Raw genomic sequence first — 21,427 nt, 5'->3', positions numbered from 1 at the left:
CTAAAGATACAACTATTTGATATTATTCTCTTTTAACCAATTTCTATAATTCTCAGCATTTTTCAAATGTTCCTGATAATCATTGGTATAAATGTGGTAACCTGGTTTTTTAGGATCTGCAACAAAGAAAATAAAATCGTGATTTGCTGGTGATAAAACCGCATCAATTGCTCCTAAATTTGGTAAACAAATTGGCGCTGGTGGTAAACCTTTGTTACGATATGTGTTGTACGCATTCGAAGACCACGTCCATTTTTTGTACACACGTTGCACTTTTTGATCCCAACCATTTTCCATTTTGTACGCATAAATAGAAGTTGGATCGGCCTCTAAACGCATATCTTTCGCCAAACGATTCATATATGCTCGTGCAACTTTTTGTTGTTCATCCATATTATCAGACGATTCCAATTGTACAATAGACGCCAAAGTTGTCACTTGCAAAGGTGTCATGTTGAGCGCTTTTGCTTTTGCCAAACGATCTGCATTCCACACTTTGTCATGCTGAGCTACCATTTTGTCTACAAACTTTTCTGGTGTTAATCCCCAATACACGAAATACGTTTCTGGGATAAAATATTGCTTAACTGTTTCGTCGTTTAACGTTGTATCGTTTTTTTCTTTCACAAAATCGCGAATAGCCGTCAAAACTTCGATAGAATCCATATCAATTTGCTTGGAAACTGATCCTGCTAAATGATAAATTGTCGGTTCATTTTTGATACGAAGCTTCACTTCTTCTTGCTCTCCTCCTTGCAAACGATCAATAATATCGCGGTTAGAATCTGAGCTTGAGATTTTATATTTTCCAGATTTTATCGTTGCTGGATAATCTGCATCTTCTGCATATTGTTTGAACAATTTTTCATCCTTCAAAAATGGTTTTAAAGAATCTAAAACTTGCTCAAATTTAGCTCCACGAGAAATATAGATATAACCATCTTTGGTTGCATTTCCTTTGAAACCATCTATAAATGTACATCCTACAAATGCGAATGAACAGATTAATATTAATACTAAATTTAATTTTTTCATTGGATTGAATTAAATTTCAATTTCACCTTCAAAAACTTTTACTGCTGGTCCATTTAACCAAACATTGACAAAGTTATGATTATTTTCTTCAAAATTTACAGATAAATCTCCACCCATTGCTTTTACTTTGATATCTTTTTTATCCACCAAATTTTTGACATAAGCAGAAATCGCAGCAGCCGTAATCCCTGTTCCGCAAGCCAAGGTTTCGTCCTCTACTCCACGTTCATACGTACGAATTGTAAGACTATTATCTGGCATAACTTCAACAAAATTTACGTTAGAACCTTTCTCAAAATAAGGTGCACCGTTACGAATCGCTTTTCCTTTTTTGTAGACATTAATATCTTTTACATTCTCCACAAATTCTACGTGATGTGGCGAACCTGTGTTCATAAACAAATATTTGTCGTGATCTTCCACTTCATTTACATCAATCATCTGTAAACGAATAACTTCTTGATCTACAATACCATGATGCAGACCATCAATCGCATTAAATGTCATTTTGTCATTGGCAACATCCAAATCATTTGCAAATCGAATAATACAACGTCCTCCGTTTCCGCACATTGTACTTTCATTTCCATCTGAATTGAAATACACCATTCTGAAGTCTGAATTTTCATCATTTTGTAACAAAATCAAACCATCAGCTCCAATCCCAAAATTACGATCACATAGCCTATTAATCAATTCTGTAGAGATTGGAAACGTTTTTTCTCGATCATCAATCATGACAAAGTCATTCCCAGCTCCTTGATATTTATAAAATTTTAATTTCAACTTCTTTAATTTTAAACAAAGTAAAGACATTTTTATCACTCTTAACTAATGTTATAAAAGATTTATAATATAGTGTTAACATGCGTTAAACGGTTTGAAATGTTAAAATTTTGGTCTTAAATTTGATTTAATCTAAAACATTAAAAACTTATATAATAAAGATGAAAAAATATACAGGATACTTATTAGTTGGATTAGTGAGCTCTATGACAACTATGGGAGGTTTTTATTTGATGAACGAAAATGGAAGTAATCCATTTATTACAAATGCGAGTAATCAGAAAAACGGAGACTTTGAATTTGTAGATTATAAAGGAAATTATGGATATGATGCGCCAAATTTTGTGCAGGCATCTAACAAAGCAGTACATACGGTTGTGAGTATCAAAAATTATTCGAATCAAAGACAGCAACAACAGCAACAAATGTTTGATCCTTTTGATTTCTTTTTTGGTCAACCAGAGCAACAACAAAGAGGAAGACAACAACAGCAACCTGATCAAGATCAACCATCTGGAATGGGTTCTGGTGTAATTATTTCTCAAGATGGATATATAGTTACAAATAATCACGTGATACAAGGCGCTTCTAAAATTGAGGTGACGTTGAATAATCAAAAAAGTTATATTGCTGAATTAGTTGGAACTGATCCAAGTACGGATATTGCCTTATTGAAAATTAGTGAAAAAGGTTTACCATTCACAAAATTTGTAGATTCTGATGCCATTAACGTTGGAGATTGGGTGTTAGCAGTTGGTAATCCATTCGGACTGACTTCTACTGTTACAGCAGGTATTGTTTCAGCAAAAGGTCGTAGCATTAATATTTTAGGTAAAAATTCTGAATCACCAATCGAATCGTTTATTCAAACCGATGCAGCGATTAATCCAGGAAACTCTGGTGGTGCTTTGGTAAATGCAAACGGAGATTTAATTGGTATTAATACAGCTATTTCTTCACCAACAGGAGCTTATTCTGGTTACGGATTTGCTGTCCCTGCAAACTTGGTGAAAAAAGTTGTGGAGGATATCAAATCGTACGGAATTGTACAACGTGGATATTTAGGTATCAAAGGTTTTGATTTATCGAATGAAGATGCTGTAAAACAATACAACAAGCAATTCAAGAAAAATATTAAAACCGATAATGGAGTAATGGTAACTGAATTGGTAGCGAAAGGGTCTGCAATTGATTCTGGAATCGAAGAAGGCGATATTATTACAGCTGTAGATGGAAAACCAATTACATCTTTCTCTTCGTTATCGTTCATCGTAGGAAGCAAACGTCCTGGTGACAATGTTGCGCTTACTGTAAGACGTGGAAACTCTGAGAAAACATACAACATTACATTGAAAGATGCTAAAGGAAGCACTAAAGTGAGAAGCAAATCTGACTTAACGCCAACTGAAGTTCTTGGAGCAGAATTTGAGCCATTAACAGAACGTCAAAAAGATAGTTTCGGAATTAATTATGGTGTGATGGTAAAACATCTTGATAATTCAGGAAAATTAGCTGCAGCAGGTGTTCAAGAAGAATTTATTATCTTATCGATCAATGATAAAAATGTAAGTTCACAAGACGATATCGAAAAAATATTAAAAAATTATAAAGGTCGCGTATCAATTAAATTTGCAGATTATTACGGACGAATCTATACAAAAGGATTCACGATGGATTAAAATTTTGAGTCGATTTTAAATTTTAATAAATCATTATAAATAGCTACAACAAGATAAGTTGTAGCTATTTATCTTTACACTAAGTTTAATTTCAAAACCAAACGTATGACTTTAAGGAAAATCAGTACAATCTTCATTCTTTTATTCTCCTCTTTTGCATTCAGTCAAAACTTATTTGGCGTTTCAGGAAGTTATTCTAATCAATCTGGGAACTTTGCCAAACTAGGTCTGTTTTACACTTTTGGATTAGGTGATACATTTATCACTCCACGAATAGATGCCAACGCAAACATGGCTTATATGCGAGATAATTTTCATGTCATTCCAGAAATTGGTATTACAGGCTATTTTACCTCAGGCGGCTCATATATTTTTCCTTTTGTAGAAAGCGAGTTTACACCGTATACAATCACTCCAAAAGTTGGATTAACTTTTTTGACCATAGTTGAATTTGGAATAGGATATGGTTTTAAAATTAATGAGAAAGATAATTTCAAACCGATAAAAGGCTTTCAATTTTCTGCTGGAATTAATATTCCTTTCAATTGGAATTAGAGAAAGTAAAAACGACGAAAATTTATTTTTTTGGAAGAAAACTAAATAATTCATTAATTTTATCACATGAAAAAGTTCATCGCAATCTTTGTTTTTATCATTAGTTTTCAAGCGAAAGCACAACAAAACTTAACCGATTATTTTACGATTAATCTTGGTTATGAATATTGGAACGGAAATTATGGAAAAGTTGGAACAGATTTGTTCTTAGTACAAGATAACAACAATATTTTGACGTTTAGCGCCAATGCGAATTTGGGTTATATGAAAGATAAATTTCGTGTAATTCCAGAAGTTGGAGCTGGATATATGTTCAATTTTCACAACAATCCAGGTGATCCTTATAGTTCAAATTTTAGCTCTGCTTTTTATGTTATTCGCGCCGAAGTTTCTCCATGGACAATTACACCAAAAGCTGGTATTGCAGTTTTGAGCATTGTAGAGTTAAATGCTGGTTATTCTTTCGAGTTTAGAGAAAATAAAAATTTTAAAGATATGAGCGGTTTCCGAGCTGTATTAACTATTCACTTGCCGACTCAGCTTTTTTAGCATTTCTAATACTTTTACGCAATTCTTTCAAACGAATATATAAATCTGAAGTCGACGCATTTTCTTCAATCGTATTAAAAATAAAAACACCTTTATCAGTATAAAAGAAGATAATTGCTTCGTGATCGGCAACTTTAAAAGCATTTGTAATCCCATTTATTTTGTTCTCAACCCAAGATAATTTGCATGTTTTCAAATCAAAAATATGATCTTCATTACCCAAAATATCTTTGAAAATTAATTGATCTCCTTGTACATATAATACACCACTTCCCTGAAAAGATTTCATTTTAAGAAATCTCCCTTGCGGACGCCCAATATTGTAACGTACAACAGCTTTTAAGTCTACCTGATCTGGTAAGCTTTTCAGTGTATGTTGTTCATTTTTCTCTCTGACTTTCGCATCAGATACGGCAATAACAAAGAATATCGAAACAAAAATTCCGAAAATCAAAAATATAATTAGGATTGATAATATTGGCGCCATAATGTACTTAAATGTTAAGTAAAGTTATAAAAAAGCTTGAATTAACATCTAAATAAACTGCTTTTTTTACCTTAGCCTAGCAAACAAATATAAAATACATATGAATAAATTAATTTGGTTGTTATTTCCCGCCACAATTTTTGCTCAAAAAGGTGAAACACAAATAAAAGCTAATGCTTTAACAATGCCACTCGCAATGGTAAATCTTGGTGTTGAACATGCAATTACAGATAGAATAACTTTGCAAGCTGACGGATTTATCTCTCCTTGGAAATCATTTGCAGGAAATCATTTACAAATGTATATGGCTTTTGGTGAAGGTAGGTATTACTTTGATAAATCATTTAGTAAGTTTTATGTAGGTCCAAATATTGGTGTTGGTTTCTTTGATCTTCAAAAATGGAATTATTGGAACACTGATAAATACCAACGAGGAATAGCAATTTTAACAGGAGCTACAATTGGATATCAAGTCAAAATCAACGAACATTGGGGATTAGATGTTTTTGTTGGAGGAGGGCACTCTCAAGGAAATTACAAAGGTTATTATAAAGAAGATTCTCCTAATTTCGGACGGTATGATTCTGCACAATCATTCAACAAAAGTGGAGAATGGATTCTGTACAAAGGCGGCGTAATGCTTACTTATAAATTTAAACGAAAAAAATCCAACTAAAATTAGTTGGATTTTTTTCATAATTAGTGTTAATTAGAATTAGAAAACTAAGATTTTTGCTGTATTAGCTTTACCTTGTTTGTCTATTGTTTTGATGACATAAACTCCTTTATTCCATCCGTTTGTAAAAATTGTTTTAGAAGAATTTCCTGAAGAAATTAAGTTTCCACTCATATTAAATACTTGATATGTCTCATAATCATAATCAACTCGGATTTCTTTTACGTTACTCAAATATTTTATTGATTGTGTATTTTTTTGAATATCATTAACTGCTAAACTTTCAAAAGGAAATTTATAGAAATCTGTTATAAATGATGTAGCAGAATAATCGCTTCCATAATAAGCATATAAACGATCAAATTCTCCTTTTTTATTCATACCATAACCTATTGTCGTTATGTTTCCTCTTTCTGTTCTTCCTGAGAACATTGCTAAAACATTATTCTCATCTTGCGCAATACCATATGTATTCGCTGCAACACCGTTTTCTCTATCTTGATAAGCATACACATATTCTATCTTATCATCATCATTAACAATAGTTGGATTTAACGTTAATGCATTTAAAAACGGAGCAAATAATTCTGTTTCAAGAGTAATTGGTAATCTGACTTTTTTCACTTCTACACCTTTCGCATCATAATGTTTTACAAGACCAAATGCTTTATCTCCATCCATTTCACCTGCGTTTAAACCAACTACATAATTAAAAGAATTATCGCTTGGAATTCTATTCATATTAAGAGACAAAATATCATCATTATATAATACTGGAAAATCTTGTGCTAACTCGAAATCTGGTAAATTATATATTTTAACATTAGATCCTCCTTCACCATTTTGGTCAACTAACATTGCTACTTGATCTTTTTGATTTGGTATCTCTATTAATTCGATCCCAGTTTCTATACCACCAGCTACGACATCTTCGGTAAGTGATTTTAAAATAGTACCATCTTCATTCACAACAAAATAATTATACGACTCTTTATCAGCCATCAAATCATAAATATATGAACCATAAGTAAACTCTAATTTACTATCCGTATTATAAATATTAGATGAAATATCGTATTTATCAGTATTATAGAACAATCCAAAAGTAGCCATCGGAATTGTGTACGGATTTTCTTCATCAAATCCGATTACTGGTAAAGTATATGTTTTATCTAAAACAAACGTTTCTGCATCAATGAAATCTAAAGCAAATTTTGCATTTGTATTAAATTCTAATGTTGAATTATCAACTAATTGTTCAGTATAACGCGCTAAAACTACATAATCTTTTCCATTCAAATTTTTATGTACTATTGGCATTCCTACATAAAAATTAGCAAGACTAAATGGAATTTTATATTCTAAATTTTTCGATGTATCAGTTAAATTAATTTTCTTAATTGTTACAAAATCATCATTCGTTTTATAAGTATACGCTTGTTGTTTTCCTTTCGAATCTGTTAAAAACTCTGCAGAAGTAGTATCCTCTTTATATAAAACTTCTCCTGCTTCATTTACAAACCAAATTTGATCTTTTACAGATTCTGGACCTTGTCCTCCATCTGTAAAATGCACATAAACCCCAACAATTAATTTATCATTATTGTCTAATATTTTTGCTGAAAAATCTGCGATTGCTTCTGCTCTTGTTGTTGTTTCTGGAATACTAATTGTAAATTGTTTATCTACTTTTAAATCATCCGTATATGTTTTTAATGTAAATGTTGCATTTGGTCCATATTTAGAATCAATAGAAAACAAAATCGTTTCATTATTATCTACATTTTTTCCATATGCCCAACGTTGTGCATTTATATTTCCAAAAGGTTTTATATCATTCTGCTCAGTCGCTCTACTTTTCACAGAACTATTAACTTGAGAAAATTCTCCAAAAGAATTAATATCTTTTCCTCTATTATAAGTTGTCCAGTCAAAATTTCTTTTTAACGTCTCTTTCTTATCCTTCTTTATTCTTTCAAAAACTATAGTATTCGATTTTTCGAAAATTGTTTGCGCATAAGTAGTTGAGCATAACCCAAAAATTGTTGCCAATAGAATAAAAGTCTTCTTCATAATTCAATGTGTTATTTAATTTTTTCAAATGAAAAAAATAATTATTGAATATGAAATTGAATTAGCTCTAATTTAAATGAATTTTACTTAAATTCATCAACACTAAAAACAATATAATTAATTAATAATAAATAAATTAACCTTTATTATTTCTGAAAATAGATTTTAAATTTAAAAAATTCTGATTTCTACTATTTTTTAGAAATAGTAGAAAAATAATGACAAGTAATAAGACTAATGGCAGTTTAAAAAAAGATAAGTTATACCAGAATCCTTGATCTTTATATAACAAAAAATTTAGGCTTTTCTCTTTTGCTTCTTGATTACTTTTTTCCAATTGCAAATTTATTTTTTTGATATAATCTATATATTTTTTGTAAGCAATATAATCTTGTTGATAAAAAGCATTTTGTGCCAAAATTCTATATACATACAAATTTACACTAATAGGTTCCGAAGCTTTTATTTCTTTTAAAACTTCTTTCAAAAGTTGATTGGAATATATATAATCTTTTTTTGCTTGATAAATCCTTGCCAAGCTAGTTTTGGCAGACTGATCATATTCTTTTAGATTATTCTTTTTAATAACAAAAAAAGCTTCATCTAAGTACAATGTAGCAGAATCTAAGATCGATTTATCAATTAAACAATTTGATTTCTCAATATAAACTAATGCTAAATTGTTTAATGTACTTTGATTTAATTCTCTACTCTTATAAGATTTGATCGATTTATCGTAATATTTTAAAGCAAAATCACAATCTAAATCATCTTTATATCCATTTCCTTTTATTCCGTAAATATTCCCTAAATACATTGGTCTTTTTTCTTCCGAAAATTCTTTCGAAAGAATTAAATTTTCAGATTTCTCGAGATAATAGCGAGATTGAGTATTAAATCCATACAATTGAAAAAGCTCACCTATTCTTCCTAAAATTCTAGCTTCATTAAAAGTATCTTTCTCTTTTTTAACATAATCATATGTTTCAAATGCGTATTTCAACGCATTATAAGTATCATCTAAAGAACTATATGCATTTGTTTTGATTAATCGAGCAGTAATTTGATCGTCTTTATTTTCTGAAGTTTTTATAATACGATTTGCCATTTCAATCGCTTTTTGCGGATTAAAATAAACATAATCGTAAGCAATTCTCACACTATCTGATTTCTGAGCAAAACTGAAAGAAGTTCCGAATAAAAAAAGTAAGGTTAAAATTATATTATTCATCTTCATTTAAATTTTTTACAAAAACAGAAGGTGTAACACCTGTTACTAATTTAAAAAAAGTGGTAAAACTACTCTGAGATATAAAGCCGCTTTCTTTAGCTAAATGACTAATTTTATATAACCGAAATTTTTTATCTTCTTTTAATATTTTTACGATGTAATCTATGCGCAATTCATTAATGTAATTATTAAAACTTTTCTGTTTTACATTATTTAAAATAGATGATAAATACTTAATATTTGTATCTAAATCTTTGGCTAAAATTGAAATCGTGATCGTAGGATTTAGAAAACCTTTATTTTTCTCAAAATTTTCTAATTTCATTAAAATTTCGCTTTCAACTTTATCAGAAATTAGATTTGTTTTAACTATATTTTCTTCTATTCGCTTCTTTTTCTTATAAAAAATCAACGTTATAATGATTAATATAAATACAATAGATAAAACAACAGAAGCTCTTTTTAAATGTTTTTCTTTAATCTCTTTTTGAGATTTTTGTTGATCAATAAGTTTATTGACTAAATAATTTTGAGTTGTTTTCTTTTCAACATTCAAACGCTCTGCTAATTCATTTAATTGACTCGTATAAATCGCATATTCTTTAAGAGAATTAGTAGATAAAAAATAATTTTGAATTCTTTTTAACAAAATAAATCGTTCAACTTCATTTGCAATCTGCAAACTGTCAATCGTAGCATTTGCTTCGTTCAAATTATTTATTTTTTTTGATATAATTGGACTAAAAGATAAATCATATTTAAGATTAATAAACTTGTTTCTAGTATCATTTATCCAAGAACTATCTTTTGTTTTGACTTTATTTAACAGTTTCTTCGATTCTTCCTTAAACCCTAAATAATAAAATAAATCTGATCCTATAAGATAGTATCGATCTTTCAATTCTTGATTATTTGATGCTAAAACTTCTGGTTCAATCGCGAAAAAAATATCTAAAGCCTCTGTATCTTTAGAAACGTATACTTTTATTTTTACTAAATCGAGTTGATAATTTAATTTTTGAATGGTGTTTGCAGAATTGTTAATCAAGTATTCATATATCTTAATACTTTTAGAATTATCTATTTTTAATTTCTCCACAGCTTCTTTATAGAACGCATTATTCTCCTCAACATCTTGAGAAAAACAGTATACAGAAAAAAATAAAACAAGTAGATAGATAAATCTCATCTTCATTACAACTAAACCTAATTGTAAAAATAAAAAAAACTCTGACTTAATCAGAGTTTTTAAGATGTTATATACGTTTTTTTATGATTCTAATATTACACAGGCGTATTCATATCGAAAGCCTCAAGATATTCGGCAACACGTTTTACAAACATACCTCCTAAAGCGCCATCCACAACACGGTGATCGTAAGCATGAGATAAGTACATTTTGTGACGAATTGCAATCATATCTCCTTGTGGAGTTTCGATAACCGCAGGTTTTTTCACAATTGCACCAACAGCCAAAATAGCGACTTGTGGTTGAGGAATAATTGGCGTTCCTAATGTATTTCCGAAAGAACCAATATTTGTAATTGTATACGTTCCTCCTTGAATTTCTGCTGGTTTCAACTTATTGTTACGAGAACGATTTGCTAAATCATTTACTTGAGAAGCTAACCCCGCTAAATTAAATTGATCTGCATTTTTTATAACAGGTACAATTAAATTTCCACTTGGTAAGGCTGCTGCCATTCCAATATTGATATTTTTCTTTTTGATGATTTTATCTCCATCAACCGAAACATTAATCATTGGGAAATCTTGAATTGCTTTTGCTACTGCTTCAATAAAAATTGGCATGAAGGTAATTTTCTCACCATGTTTCTTCTGAAACTCATTTTTATTTTTATCTCTCCACAATACAATATTCGTCATATCAACTTCTACGAAAGACGTTACGTGTGGAGCAATTTGTTTTGCTTGTAGCATATTTTGCGCAATAATCTTACGCATTCTATCCATTTCGATGATTTCATCACCTTCACCAACAGAAATTGGCGCAGATTGCACTTGTGGTGCTTGAGGTTGAGCAACTGGTGCAGCAACAGAAGTCGTAGCAACTGGTTTCGCTGGTTGATTACCTCTATTTTTAACGAAATTTAAAATATCATCTTTCGTTACACGTCCGTCTTTTCCAGAACCTGAAATTTGATCTAACTCAGCCTGAGAAACACCTTCTTCTTTCGCAATAGATTTTACTAAAGGAGAATAAAATTTATCATCAGACGAAGTAATAACCGTTTCAGTTTTGATTGTTGCAACTTCAGCCTCTATAGATTTTGCAGCATCAGCAATTTCCTGATCGCTATTTGTATCTACTTCTTCTGCCGAATCAGCTTGTTCTACAACTCCATCAACAGACAAAATTGCGATAGGCTCACCTACTTTTGCAATTCCATCTACCGGAACTAAGATTTCTTTTAAAACTCCCGCCACTGGCGAAGGAACATCAGAATCTACTTTATCAGTTGCGATTTCTACAACCGATTCATCTTCACTAATCGAATCACCAATATTCTTGATCCAATTTGTTACAGTAGCTTCCATTACACCTTCTCCCATAGAAGGTAGAATTAATTTATAGTCAGACATTCTTGTGTTATTTGCTAAATACAAATCTAAACATTTTTTCGATTCAAAAAAATACTGTTAAAAAGATTAATGTATTTTATTTTTAAATTATTCGTATTAATATCACAAATAATTATCAATTTAATAATTGAGATAACTTTTATAAGATTATTTTTAATGATTTGATAGTTTTGATTGCATAAAAAAATCCCCCAATCTAAGATTGAGGGACTTTTTGAAATATTAAGAATGATTCTTAAGCTTCGTAAGTTGCAGTACCGTTGTTTACTTGAGGTTCTTTGATTTCACCAAAGCTTTTCTCGAAGTTAGTTACGTTTTCTGCTAACGATTGAGATAATTGTTTTGCTTGTAATGGAGACAAAATAATTCTTGATTTTACTGATGGTCTAGCACCTGGTAAAAATTGAACGAAATCTACAACGAACTCAGATGGTGAGTGGTTGATGATTGCTCCTGTAGCATAAACACCTTGAGCTACTAATTCGTTTAACTCAATGTTTAATCCTTCGTTTTGTTGATTTTCTGACATTATAATTCTTGTTTTGCGTTTATTAATTCCTCGTATTCACGGTTAGATCCTACGATGATGTTTTGATACTCTTTTAATCCAGTTCCGGCAGGAATTAAGTGTCCAACAATAACGTTTTCTTTTAATCCTACTAAACCGTCTACTTTACCAGCTACAGCTGCTTCGTTAAGAACTTTTGTAGTTTCCTGGAACGATGCCGCAGACATGAAAGATTTAGTTTGTAAAGACGCTCTTGTAATACCTTGTAAAACTGCTTCTGCTGTTGCAGGTAAAGCTTCACGAGCTGTTACTAAGTTTTTGTCTTCACGTTTTAATTTAGAGTTTTCGTCACGTAATTCGCGAACTGTGATGATTTGTCCTGCACTTAATGTGTCAGAATCACCAGCATCTTCTACGACTTTCATTCCGAATAAACGATCGTTTTCTTGCATGAAATCATCTTTGTGCTCTAAACTATCTTCTAAGAATCTTGAATCTCCTGAATCTACAATACGAACTTTACGTAACATTTGACGTACGATAATTTCGAAGTGTTTGTCATCGATTTTTACCCCTTGTAAACGGTATACATCTTGAATCTCGTTTACTAAGTATTCTTGAACCGCTGTTGGTCCCAAGATTCTTAAAATATCTTCTGGTGTAATTGCTCCATCTGATAAAGGCTCACCTGCACGTACGAAGTCATTTTCTTGAACTAAGATTTGTGCTGATAATTTAACTAAGTAACGACGGATTTCACCATTTTTAGATTCAACGATGATTTCGCGGTTACCACGTTTTATTTTACCGAAAGATACAACTCCATCCATTTCACAAACAACTGATGGGTTAGATGGATTACGAGCCTCTAACAACTCTGTAATACGAGGTAAACCTCCTGTAATATCGCCAGATTTAGCTGACTTACGAGGAATCTTAACTAAGATTTTACCTGCATTAATTTTTTCTCCATCATTTACCATTAAGTGTGCACCTACTGGTAAGTTGTATGTTTTTTCTTCACCATCAATCGTGATAACTCTTAACGCTGGAACTAATTTTTTATTACGTGATTCAGAAATAACTTTTTCTTGGAATCCTGTTTGCTCATCGATTTCAATTTGGAAAGTTACCCCTTGCTCTAATTGTTCGTACTCGATTTTACCAGTAGATTCCGCGATGATAACCCCATTATAAGGGTCCCAACTTGCAATCTCTTGACCTTTTTGAACTTTAGCTCCGTTTTTAACAGATAAGATAGTACCGTAAGCGATGTTAGTTTGTTGACGAACGTTTCCTAAATCGTCAATTACTTTCATCTCTGTAGAACGAGAAACAACTGTATCTACTTTGTTACCTGCATCATCTGTCGATTCAACAGTACGTAAGTCGTCAAACTCAACTGTACCGTCAACTTTAGCATTAATTGTATTTTGCTCAGAAACGTTACCCGCAGTACCCCCAACGTGGAAAGTACGTAATGTTAACTGTGTACCAGGCTCACCAATAGATTGTGCAGCAACTACACCAACTGATTCACCTTTCTGAACACCTTTACCTGTAGCTAAGTTACGTCCGTAACATTTAGCACAAATTCCAGTTTTCGCTTCACAAGTTAATGGAGAATGAACTTCTACATTTTCGATACCAGCTGCTTCTAAAGCATCACCAACATCTTCTGTAATAATGTTACCAGCAGAAATGATTAATTCACCATTATCTGGGTTGTAAATATCATTTAATGAAGTACGACCTAATACACGAGAAGATAAACTTTCGATGATTTCTTCTTTTTTCTTAAGTGCAGTAACTTCTAAACCTCTTAATGTACCACAATCTTCGTGCATTACGATAACGTCTTGTGCAACGTCAACTAAACGACGAGTCAAGTATCCAGCATCGGCAGTTTTTAAGGCAGTATCGGCAAGACCTTTACGCGCACCGTGCGAAGAAATAAAGTACTCTAAGATAGACAGACCTTCACGGAAGTTAGAGATAATTGGGTTTTCGATGATATCCCCACCAGTAGAACCAGCTTTTTGAGGTTTAGCCATCAATCCACGCATACCTGATAACTGACGAATTTGCTCTTTAGATCCACGCGCTCCAGAATCAAGCATCATGAATACTGAGTTAAATCCTTGTTGATCTTCTGTCATACGTTTCATTACAATTTCTGTTAATGTTGCGTTTGTTGTTGTCCAAACATCAATAACTTGGTTGTAACGTTCGTTATTTGTAATAAGACCCATGTTATAGTTCATCTTAATGTTCTCAACTTGGTTGATCGCACCAGAGATAAGGTCTTTCTTTTGTTCTGGGATTAAGATATCTCCTAATGAGAATGATAAACCACCCTCGAAGGCATTACGGTATCCTAATTGTTTCATATCATCTAAGAAAGCAGCCGTTGTAGGGAAATCTGTAATCTTGATGATTTTATTAATAATTGTACGTAACGATTTTTTCGTTAATACTTCATTAATATAACCTACTTGTTTCGGAACAATTTGGTTGAATAACACACGTCCTACTGAAGTTTCGATTAATTGATTTTCTACTAACTCCTCTCCTACACGAATTGTTCCTTTTACACGAATTGGGGCGTTTAAGTCAACAGCTCCTTCGTTGTATGCAATTTGAACTTCTTCGTCTGAATAGAAAGTTAATCCTTCACCTTTTACTGTAAATTGGTGGTCAGTACGACGAATTTTCGTCATGTAGTAAAGACCTAAAACCATATCCTGAGAAGGTACAGTAATTGGAGAACCATTAGCAGGATTCAAAATATTTTGAGAAGCCAACATTAATAATTGTGCTTCTAAAACAGCTTCTGGTCCTAATGGTAAGTGAACGGCCATCTGGTCACCATCGAAATCGGCATTGAAGGCAGTACACACTAATGGGTGTAAACGAATTGCTTTACCTTCGATTAATTTCGGTTGGAATGCTTGGATACCTAAACGGTGTAACGTAGGGGCACGGTTTAATAAAACTGGGTGACCTTTGATTACATTTTCTAAAATATCCCAAACAACTGGCTCTTTTCTATCGATAATTTTCTTAGCCGATTTAACTGTTTTTACAATTCCACGCTCGATTAATTTACGAACTACGAATGGTTTGTATAATTCAGCTGCCATATCTTTTGGTAAACCACATTCGTGTAACTTAAGTGTTGGTCCAACAACAATTACAGAACGAGCAGAATAATCCACACGTTTACCTAATAAGTTTTGACGGAAACGACCTTGTTTACCTTTTAATGAATCAGATAATGATTTTAACGGACGGTTACCATCAGCTTTTACAGCAGATGCTTTACGTGTGTTATCGAATAATGAATCAACCGCTTCTTGTAACATACGTTTTTCATTACGTAAGATTACTTCTGGCGCTTTGATTTCCATTAATCGTTTCAAACGATTGTTACGGATAATTACACGACGATATAAATCATTTAAATCTGATGTTGCAAAACGACCACCATCTAATGGAACTAATGGACGTAATTCTGGTGGAATAACCGGAATAACGCGCATTACCATCCATTCTGGACGGTTTACGTGGTGCATATTTGACTCACGTAACGACTCAACAACTTGTAAACGTTTTAACGCTTCTGTACGACGTTGTTTAGAAGTTTCGTTATGTGCTTTGTGTCTTAATTCGTAAGATAACTCATCCAAATTGATACGAGATAATAGGTCTTCTAATGCTTCAGCACCCATTTTCGCAACGAATTTATTAGGATCTGTATCTTCTAGATATTGATTCTCGATTGGAAGAGTTTCTAAAATATCTAAATACTCTTCTTCTGATAAGAAATCTAATCTATTTAATTCTTCACCTTCTGGTCCTTTTGCGATACCTGCTTGAATCACTACATATCTTTCGTAGTAAATTACCATATCTAATTTCTTAGATGGTAATCCTAAGATGTAACCAATTTTGTTTGGTAATGAACGGAAATACCAAATATGTGCAATTGGCACAACAAGATTGATGTGTCCAATACGCTCACGACGAACTTTCTTTTCAGTAACTTCAACCCCACAACGGTCACAAACGATACCTTTATAACGGATTCTTTTATATTTTCCGCAGGCACATTCGTAATCTTTTACAGGTCCAAAGATACGCTCACAGAATAACCCGTCACGCTCTGGTTTGTGCGTTCTATAGTTAATCGTTTCAGGTTTTAAAACTTCACCTTTAGATTCTTGAAGAATCGATTCTGGAGAAGCTAACCCGATACGGATTTTTGAGAATTGACTTGTTTTATTTTTTGTTGACATATAGAAATGTATCTAACAATTATATTATTATAACGAAAAAGGTAGAATAATAGGTTGCCCTATTATTCTTCCAAGTTTATGTCTAATCCAAGACCTTGTAATTCATGTAACAATACGTTAAATGATTCTGGAATACCAGGTTCTGGCATTGGCTCTCCTTTTACGATTGCTTCGTAAGTTTTCGCACGTCCAATTACGTCATCCGACTTAACTGTTAAGATTTCGCGTAAGATATTAGATGCACCAAATGCTTCTAATGCCCAAACCTCCATCTCTCCGAAACGTTGTCCACCGAATTGTGCTTTACCTCCTAATGGTTGTTGAGTAATTAATGAGTATGGTCCGATAGAACGCGCGTGCATTTTATCATCAACCATGTGTCCTAATTTCAACATGTAAATCACACCTACAGTAGCTTTTTGATCAAAACGTTCTCCAGTGTTACCATCATATAAATATGTTGTACCGTGTTTTGGAATACCTGCTTCTTCTGTGATGCGATCGATATCAGCGATTTCAGCACCGTCGAAGATAGGTGTAGCAAATTTTTGACCCATTTTAAGTCCAGCCCATCCTAATACCGTTTCATAAATCTGACCGATATTCATACGAGATGGTACCCCAAGTGGGTTAAGCACGATATTTACTGGCGTTCCGTCTTCTAAGAAAGGCATATCTTCGTCGCGAACGATACGTGCAACAATACCTTTGTTACCGTGACGTCCTGCCATTTTATCCCCTACTCTTAGTTTACGTTTTTTCGCAATGTAGATTTTCGCTAATTTAACGATACCTGCAGGTAACTCGTCTCCAACAGAAATTGTAAATCTTTCGCGGTTAAGTGCTCCTTGTAAATCATTGTACTTAATTTTGTAATTATGTAACAATTCTTTTACTAATTCGTTCTTATCCTCGTCTGTTGTCCAAAGAGATTCTGCTCCAGTTAAGTTTAAGAAATCTTCAACATTAGATAAGATTTTTTGCGTGTATTTTACACCTTTCTTGATTACTTCTTCGTTCAAGTCGTTGTAAATACCTTGAGAAGTTTTTCCGTTTAATAAAACGTATAATTTCTCTAATAAAATCTCTCTTAATTCGTTGAATTTAACGTCGTACTCAGCTTCTACACTATCAATGATAGCTTTGTCTTGAGAACGTTTGCGTTTATCCTTAATACTACGTGAGAATAATTTTTTGTCGATAACAACACCACGTAATGATGGAGAAGCTTTAAGAGAAGCATCTTTTACATCACCTGCTTTGTCACCAAAAATCGCACGTAATAATTTTTCTTCTGGAGTTGGATCAGATTCTCCTTTTGGAGTAATCTTACCAATCAAGATATCACCAGGTTTTACTTCTGCTCCGATACGGATCATACCGTTTTCGTCTAAGTCTTTTGTAGCCTCTTCCGAAACGTTAGGAATGTCTGAAGTTAATTCTTCCATACCTAATTTTGTATCACGTACATCTAATGAATATTCATCGATGTGGATAGATGTAAACCAGTCTTCGCGAACAGCTTTCTCAGAGATTACAATGGCATCCTCGAAGTTGTACCCTTGCCAAGGCATGAAGGCAACAACCATGTTACGACCAATTGCTAATTCTCCTCCTTCTGTTGCATAACCTTCAGATAAAACTTGTCCTTTCTCTACACGATCACCAACTTTTACAATTGGTTTCAACGTAATTGTAGTTCCTTGATTCGTCTTTCTGAATTTTGTTAAATTATATGTTTTCTCAGCAGTATCGAAGCTTACTAATTCTTCGTCTTCTGAACGATCATATTTAATTGTTATAATGTCAGCATCAACATAAGTTACTGTACCTTCACGTTCTGCATTTACTAAGATTCTTGAATCTTTTGCAACTTGTTTTTCTAATCCAGTACCTACAATTGGTGCTTGAGGTTTTAATAATGGAACTGCCTGACGCATCATGTTCGATCCCATTAACGCACGGTTGGCGTCATCATGCTCCAAGAAAGGAATTAATGATGCTGAGATAGAAGCAATCTGGTTAGGTGCAACGTCAATTAAATCAACTTCTGCTGGCGTTACAACAGGGAAATCCCCATCTTCACGAGCAGTTACACGTTCAGTAGCAATAGTACCATCGTCTGTCATGTCGATATTGGCTTGAGCAATTACTTTTGATTCCTCCTCTTCCGCAGTTAAATAGATTGGTGCTGATTCGACGTCCACTTTTCCATCTTCTACTTTTCTGTACGGTGTTTCGATGAACCCTAAGTTATTAACTTTAGCGAATACACATAATGACGAAATCAAACCAATGTTTGGTCCCTCAGGAGTTTCAATTGGACATAAACGTCCGTAATGAGTGTGGTGTACGTCACGTACCTCGAATCCCGCTCTTTCTCTTGATAAACCTCCAGGTCCTAATGCTGATAAACGACGTTTGTTTGTAATCTCTGATAATGGATTTGTTTGGTCCATGAACTGAGATAACTGGTTCGTTCCGAAGAATGAGTTGATAACAGATGATAATGTTTTAGCATTAATCAAATCGATTGGTGTAAACACCTCGTTGTCACGAACATTCATTCTTTCGCGGATAGTTCTAGCCATACGAGCTAAACCTACTCCGAATTGGCTTGCCATTTGCTCACCTACCGTTCTTACACGACGGTTAGATAAGTGGTCGATATCATCCACCTCTGCTTTAGAGTTGATTAATTCGATTAAATATTTAATAATCGAAATGATATCTTCACGAGTCAATACTTGTACGTCCTCGCTAATGCTTAAGCCTAATTTTTTATTTAATCTGTAACGACCTACTTCACCTAATGAATAACGTTGATCAGAGAAGAATAATTTGTCAATAATTCCTCTTGCTGTTTCCTCATCTGGTGGCTCAGCGTTACGTAATTGTCTATAGATATACTCTACTGCCTCTTTTTCAGTATTAGTAGGGTCTTTTTGTAAAGTATTATGGATAATTCCATAATCAGCAGAATTGATGTCTTCTTTGTGTAATAAGATCGTCTTAACACCAGAATCTACGATTTGATCGATGTGATCTTTCTCTAAGATTGTTTCACGGTCTAAGATAATTTCATTACGCTCGATAGATACAACTTCTCCTGTATCTTCATCTACGAAATCCTCGTGCCATGTATTTAATACACGTGCAGCAAGTTTACGACCTACAACTTTCTTTAAATTAGCTTTATTAACTTTTACTTCTTCTGCTAAGTCGAAAATTTCTAAGATATCTTTATCTCTTTCGTATCCGATAGCACGTAATAAAGTAGTTAATGGTAACTTTTTCTTACGATCGATGTAAGCGTACATTACGCTGTTGATGTCTGTTGCGAACTCAATCCAAGATCCTTTGAAAGGAATGATACGAGATGAGTACAATTTTGTACCATTCGCGTGGAAAGATTGTCCGAAGAATACCCCAGGAGAACGGTGTAATTGAGATACAATAACACGCTCTGCACCATTAATAATGAATGATCCTGAAGGAGACATGTAAGGAATTGTTCCTAAGTATACGTCTTGCACTACAGTTTCGAAATCTTCGTGTTCTTCGTCCGTACAGTACAATTTAAGACGAGCTTTCAATGGTACGCTGTACGTTAATCCTCTTTCGATACACTCATCAATTGTGTAACGTGGTGGATCTACGAAATAATCTAAGAATTCTAAAACAAACTGATTGCGAGTATCCGTAATTGGAAAATTCTCAGCAAATGTTCGGTAAAGACCTTCATTTTTTCGTTGGTCAGGTCTTGTTTCCAACTGGAAAAAATCTTCAAACGATTTGATCTGAATGTCAAGGAAATCTGGGAACTGAGCGACTGCTTTTGCAGAAGAGAAGTTCAATCTTTCTTTTTTCTCAGTCGAGTTGCTTAATGTTGCTTTAGTGGCCAATTTCGAATGAATTTTGGTTTATATAATGACTTTATGCGTAAAAAGGTTTAGACCTAACACGTCCTGTGTTAGGTCCAAACCTATATTTTTGAGTAATAAAAATTACTTCAATTCTACTACTGCACCAGCTTCTTCTAGCTGTTTCTTTAAAGCTTCAGCTTCGTCTTTAGAAACTGCTTCTTTAACTGTTGCTGGAGTTGAATCTACTAAATCTTTAGCTTCTTTTAATCCTTTACCAGTTAATTCTTTAACTAATTTAACAACTGCTAATTTAGATGCACCTGCTTCTTTTAAGATTACGTCGAATTCTGATTGCTCTTCAGCAGCTTCACCTGCTCCACCTGCAGCAACAACTACAGCAGCAGCAGCTGGTTCGATTCCGTACTCATCTTTTAAGATTGTAGATAATTCATTAACTTCTAAAACTGTTAAGTTTACTAACTCTTCAGCTAATTTTTTTAAATCTGCCATTTTAATGCTTTTTGTTTTTTAAACTTTTATTTGATATGAGTGTGTCTTATTCTTCTGAAGCTCCTTCTTCTGCTTTTGCAGCGTCTTTGTTCTCTAATTGAGAAACAACAGTTTTGATTGGAGATTGAAGTAACATGATGATGTCTGCGATTAATTCTTCGCGAGATTTCAATGCTACTAATTGTGGTAATTTGTCATCACCTACGAATGTATTATCTTCAATCCAAGCTCCTTTTAAAATAGGTTTTTCAGATTTTTTTCTGAAAGTATCGATTACTTTAGCTGGTGCGTTACCAACTTCAGCAGTCATTAATGCTGTATTTCCTTTTAAAGATCCGTAAAGCTCTTCGAAGTTTTTGTCTTCGATTTGCTCCATAGCTTTCTTTAATAAAGTGTTTTTTACTACGCGTAAAGATACATTGCTTTTGTAGCAAGCTCTTCTTAATTCAGTAGTATTAACAGCGTTTAATCCGTCGATATCTGCTAAGTAGATGATTTTTGCTTCTGCTAATACAGCTTGCAATTCATCTATCATATTTGCTTTATCTTGTTTTGTCATTGCCATAATCT

General features: G+C 33.1%; 16 protein-coding genes. 4 read left to right on the top strand and 12 right to left on the bottom strand.

Annotated features, from left to right (window positions below; all coding sequences use genetic code 11):
* Positions 1-12: 12 nt before the first annotated feature.
* The gene (gene mltG, locus N5D90_RS05365; RefSeq protein WP_114998867.1) at positions 13-1,035 is read right to left on the bottom strand and encodes an endolytic transglycosylase MltG; all 1,023 of its coding nucleotides are present in this window, start codon (positions 1,033-1,035) and stop codon (positions 13-15) included.
* Between the two features lie 9 nt (positions 1,036-1,044).
* A complete protein-coding gene (gene dapF / locus N5D90_RS05360) occupies positions 1,045-1,821 on the bottom strand; it encodes a diaminopimelate epimerase (protein ID WP_115001951.1) in 777 nt (258 codons plus the stop codon).
* 161 nt (positions 1,822-1,982) lie between these two features.
* On the opposite strand from dapF, the gene N5D90_RS05355 reads away from it, so the two are divergent.
* The 3 genes from N5D90_RS05355 (at position 1,983) to N5D90_RS05345 (ending at position 4,604) form a co-directional block, all read left to right on the top strand.
* Positions 1,983-3,500, top strand: a complete 1,518-nt coding sequence (locus N5D90_RS05355) for a Do family serine endopeptidase (protein WP_280061813.1) — start codon at positions 1,983-1,985, stop codon at positions 3,498-3,500.
* Between the two features lie 105 nt (positions 3,501-3,605).
* Complete coding sequence (locus tag N5D90_RS05350) at positions 3,606-4,055, top strand: hypothetical protein (protein WP_038331079.1); 450 nt, start codon at positions 3,606-3,608, stop codon at positions 4,053-4,055.
* A gap of 66 nt (positions 4,056-4,121) precedes the next feature.
* Positions 4,122-4,604, top strand: a complete 483-nt coding sequence (locus tag N5D90_RS05345) for a hypothetical protein (RefSeq protein ID WP_038331078.1) — start codon at positions 4,122-4,124, stop codon at positions 4,602-4,604.
* Here the strand turns inward: N5D90_RS05345 and N5D90_RS05340 are convergent.
* Entirely contained in the window at positions 4,576-5,091 is a 516-nt protein-coding gene (locus tag N5D90_RS05340; RefSeq protein WP_280061812.1) for a hypothetical protein, read from the bottom strand. The genes N5D90_RS05345 and N5D90_RS05340 overlap by 29 nt on opposite strands.
* A gap of 100 nt (positions 5,092-5,191) precedes the next feature.
* Between N5D90_RS05340 and N5D90_RS05335 the strand changes: the two genes are divergently transcribed.
* A complete protein-coding gene (locus N5D90_RS05335; RefSeq protein WP_280061811.1) occupies positions 5,192-5,767 on the top strand; it encodes a DUF3575 domain-containing protein in 576 nt (191 codons plus the stop codon).
* Between the two features lie 39 nt (positions 5,768-5,806).
* Here N5D90_RS05335 and N5D90_RS05330 read toward each other — a convergent pair whose 3' ends face one another.
* The 9 genes from N5D90_RS05330 to rplJ all read right to left on the bottom strand — a co-directional run bounded on the left by N5D90_RS05330 (position 5,807) and on the right by rplJ (position 21,416).
* A complete protein-coding gene (locus N5D90_RS05330; RefSeq protein ID WP_280061810.1) occupies positions 5,807-7,840 on the bottom strand; it encodes a T9SS type A sorting domain-containing protein in 2,034 nt (677 codons plus the stop codon).
* Positions 7,841-7,976: 136 nt separating this feature from the next.
* Entirely contained in the window at positions 7,977-9,071 is a 1,095-nt protein-coding gene (locus N5D90_RS05325; protein WP_280061809.1) for a hypothetical protein, read from the bottom strand.
* Positions 9,064-10,260: an AraC family transcriptional regulator gene (locus N5D90_RS05320; RefSeq protein WP_280061808.1), complete on the bottom strand. Its 1,197-nt coding sequence runs from the start codon at positions 10,258-10,260 to the stop codon at positions 9,064-9,066. The genes N5D90_RS05325 and N5D90_RS05320 overlap by 8 nt, the downstream gene beginning before the upstream one ends.
* A 95-nt stretch (positions 10,261-10,355) precedes the next feature.
* Positions 10,356-11,675 (bottom strand): dihydrolipoamide acetyltransferase family protein, encoded by a 1,320-nt coding sequence (locus N5D90_RS05315; protein ID WP_280061807.1) that lies wholly within the window; start codon positions 11,673-11,675, stop codon positions 10,356-10,358.
* A gap of 235 nt (positions 11,676-11,910) precedes the next feature.
* On the bottom strand, positions 11,911-12,204 hold the full coding sequence (locus tag N5D90_RS05310; RefSeq protein ID WP_038331074.1) for a DUF3467 domain-containing protein: 294 nt from the start codon (positions 12,202-12,204) through the stop codon (positions 11,911-11,913).
* Positions 12,204-16,481 (bottom strand): DNA-directed RNA polymerase subunit beta', encoded by a 4,278-nt coding sequence (gene rpoC / locus N5D90_RS05305; protein WP_280061806.1) that lies wholly within the window; start codon positions 16,479-16,481, stop codon positions 12,204-12,206. The genes N5D90_RS05310 and rpoC overlap by 1 nt, the downstream gene beginning before the upstream one ends.
* 62 nt (positions 16,482-16,543) lie before the next feature.
* Complete coding sequence (gene rpoB / locus N5D90_RS05300; protein WP_280061805.1) at positions 16,544-20,386, bottom strand: DNA-directed RNA polymerase subunit beta; 3,843 nt, start codon at positions 20,384-20,386, stop codon at positions 16,544-16,546.
* A 102-nt stretch (positions 20,387-20,488) separates the two neighbouring features.
* Positions 20,489-20,857 carry a 50S ribosomal protein L7/L12 gene (rplL, locus tag N5D90_RS05295; RefSeq protein ID WP_019974307.1) on the bottom strand — a complete coding sequence of 123 codons (369 nt, stop codon included), beginning with the start codon at positions 20,855-20,857 and terminating at the stop codon, positions 20,489-20,491.
* A 46-nt stretch (positions 20,858-20,903) separates the two neighbouring features.
* Positions 20,904-21,416, bottom strand: a complete 513-nt coding sequence (gene rplJ / locus N5D90_RS05290) for a 50S ribosomal protein L10 (protein ID WP_052217500.1) — start codon at positions 21,414-21,416, stop codon at positions 20,904-20,906.
* Between the last annotated feature and the right edge of the window lie 11 nt (positions 21,417-21,427).

This window comes from Empedobacter sp. GD03797, from assembly GCF_029842105.1.
Classification (GTDB): domain Bacteria; phylum Bacteroidota; class Bacteroidia; order Flavobacteriales; family Weeksellaceae; genus Empedobacter; species Empedobacter falsenii_C.
This window is presented reverse-complemented; position numbering and strand designations above follow the sequence as displayed.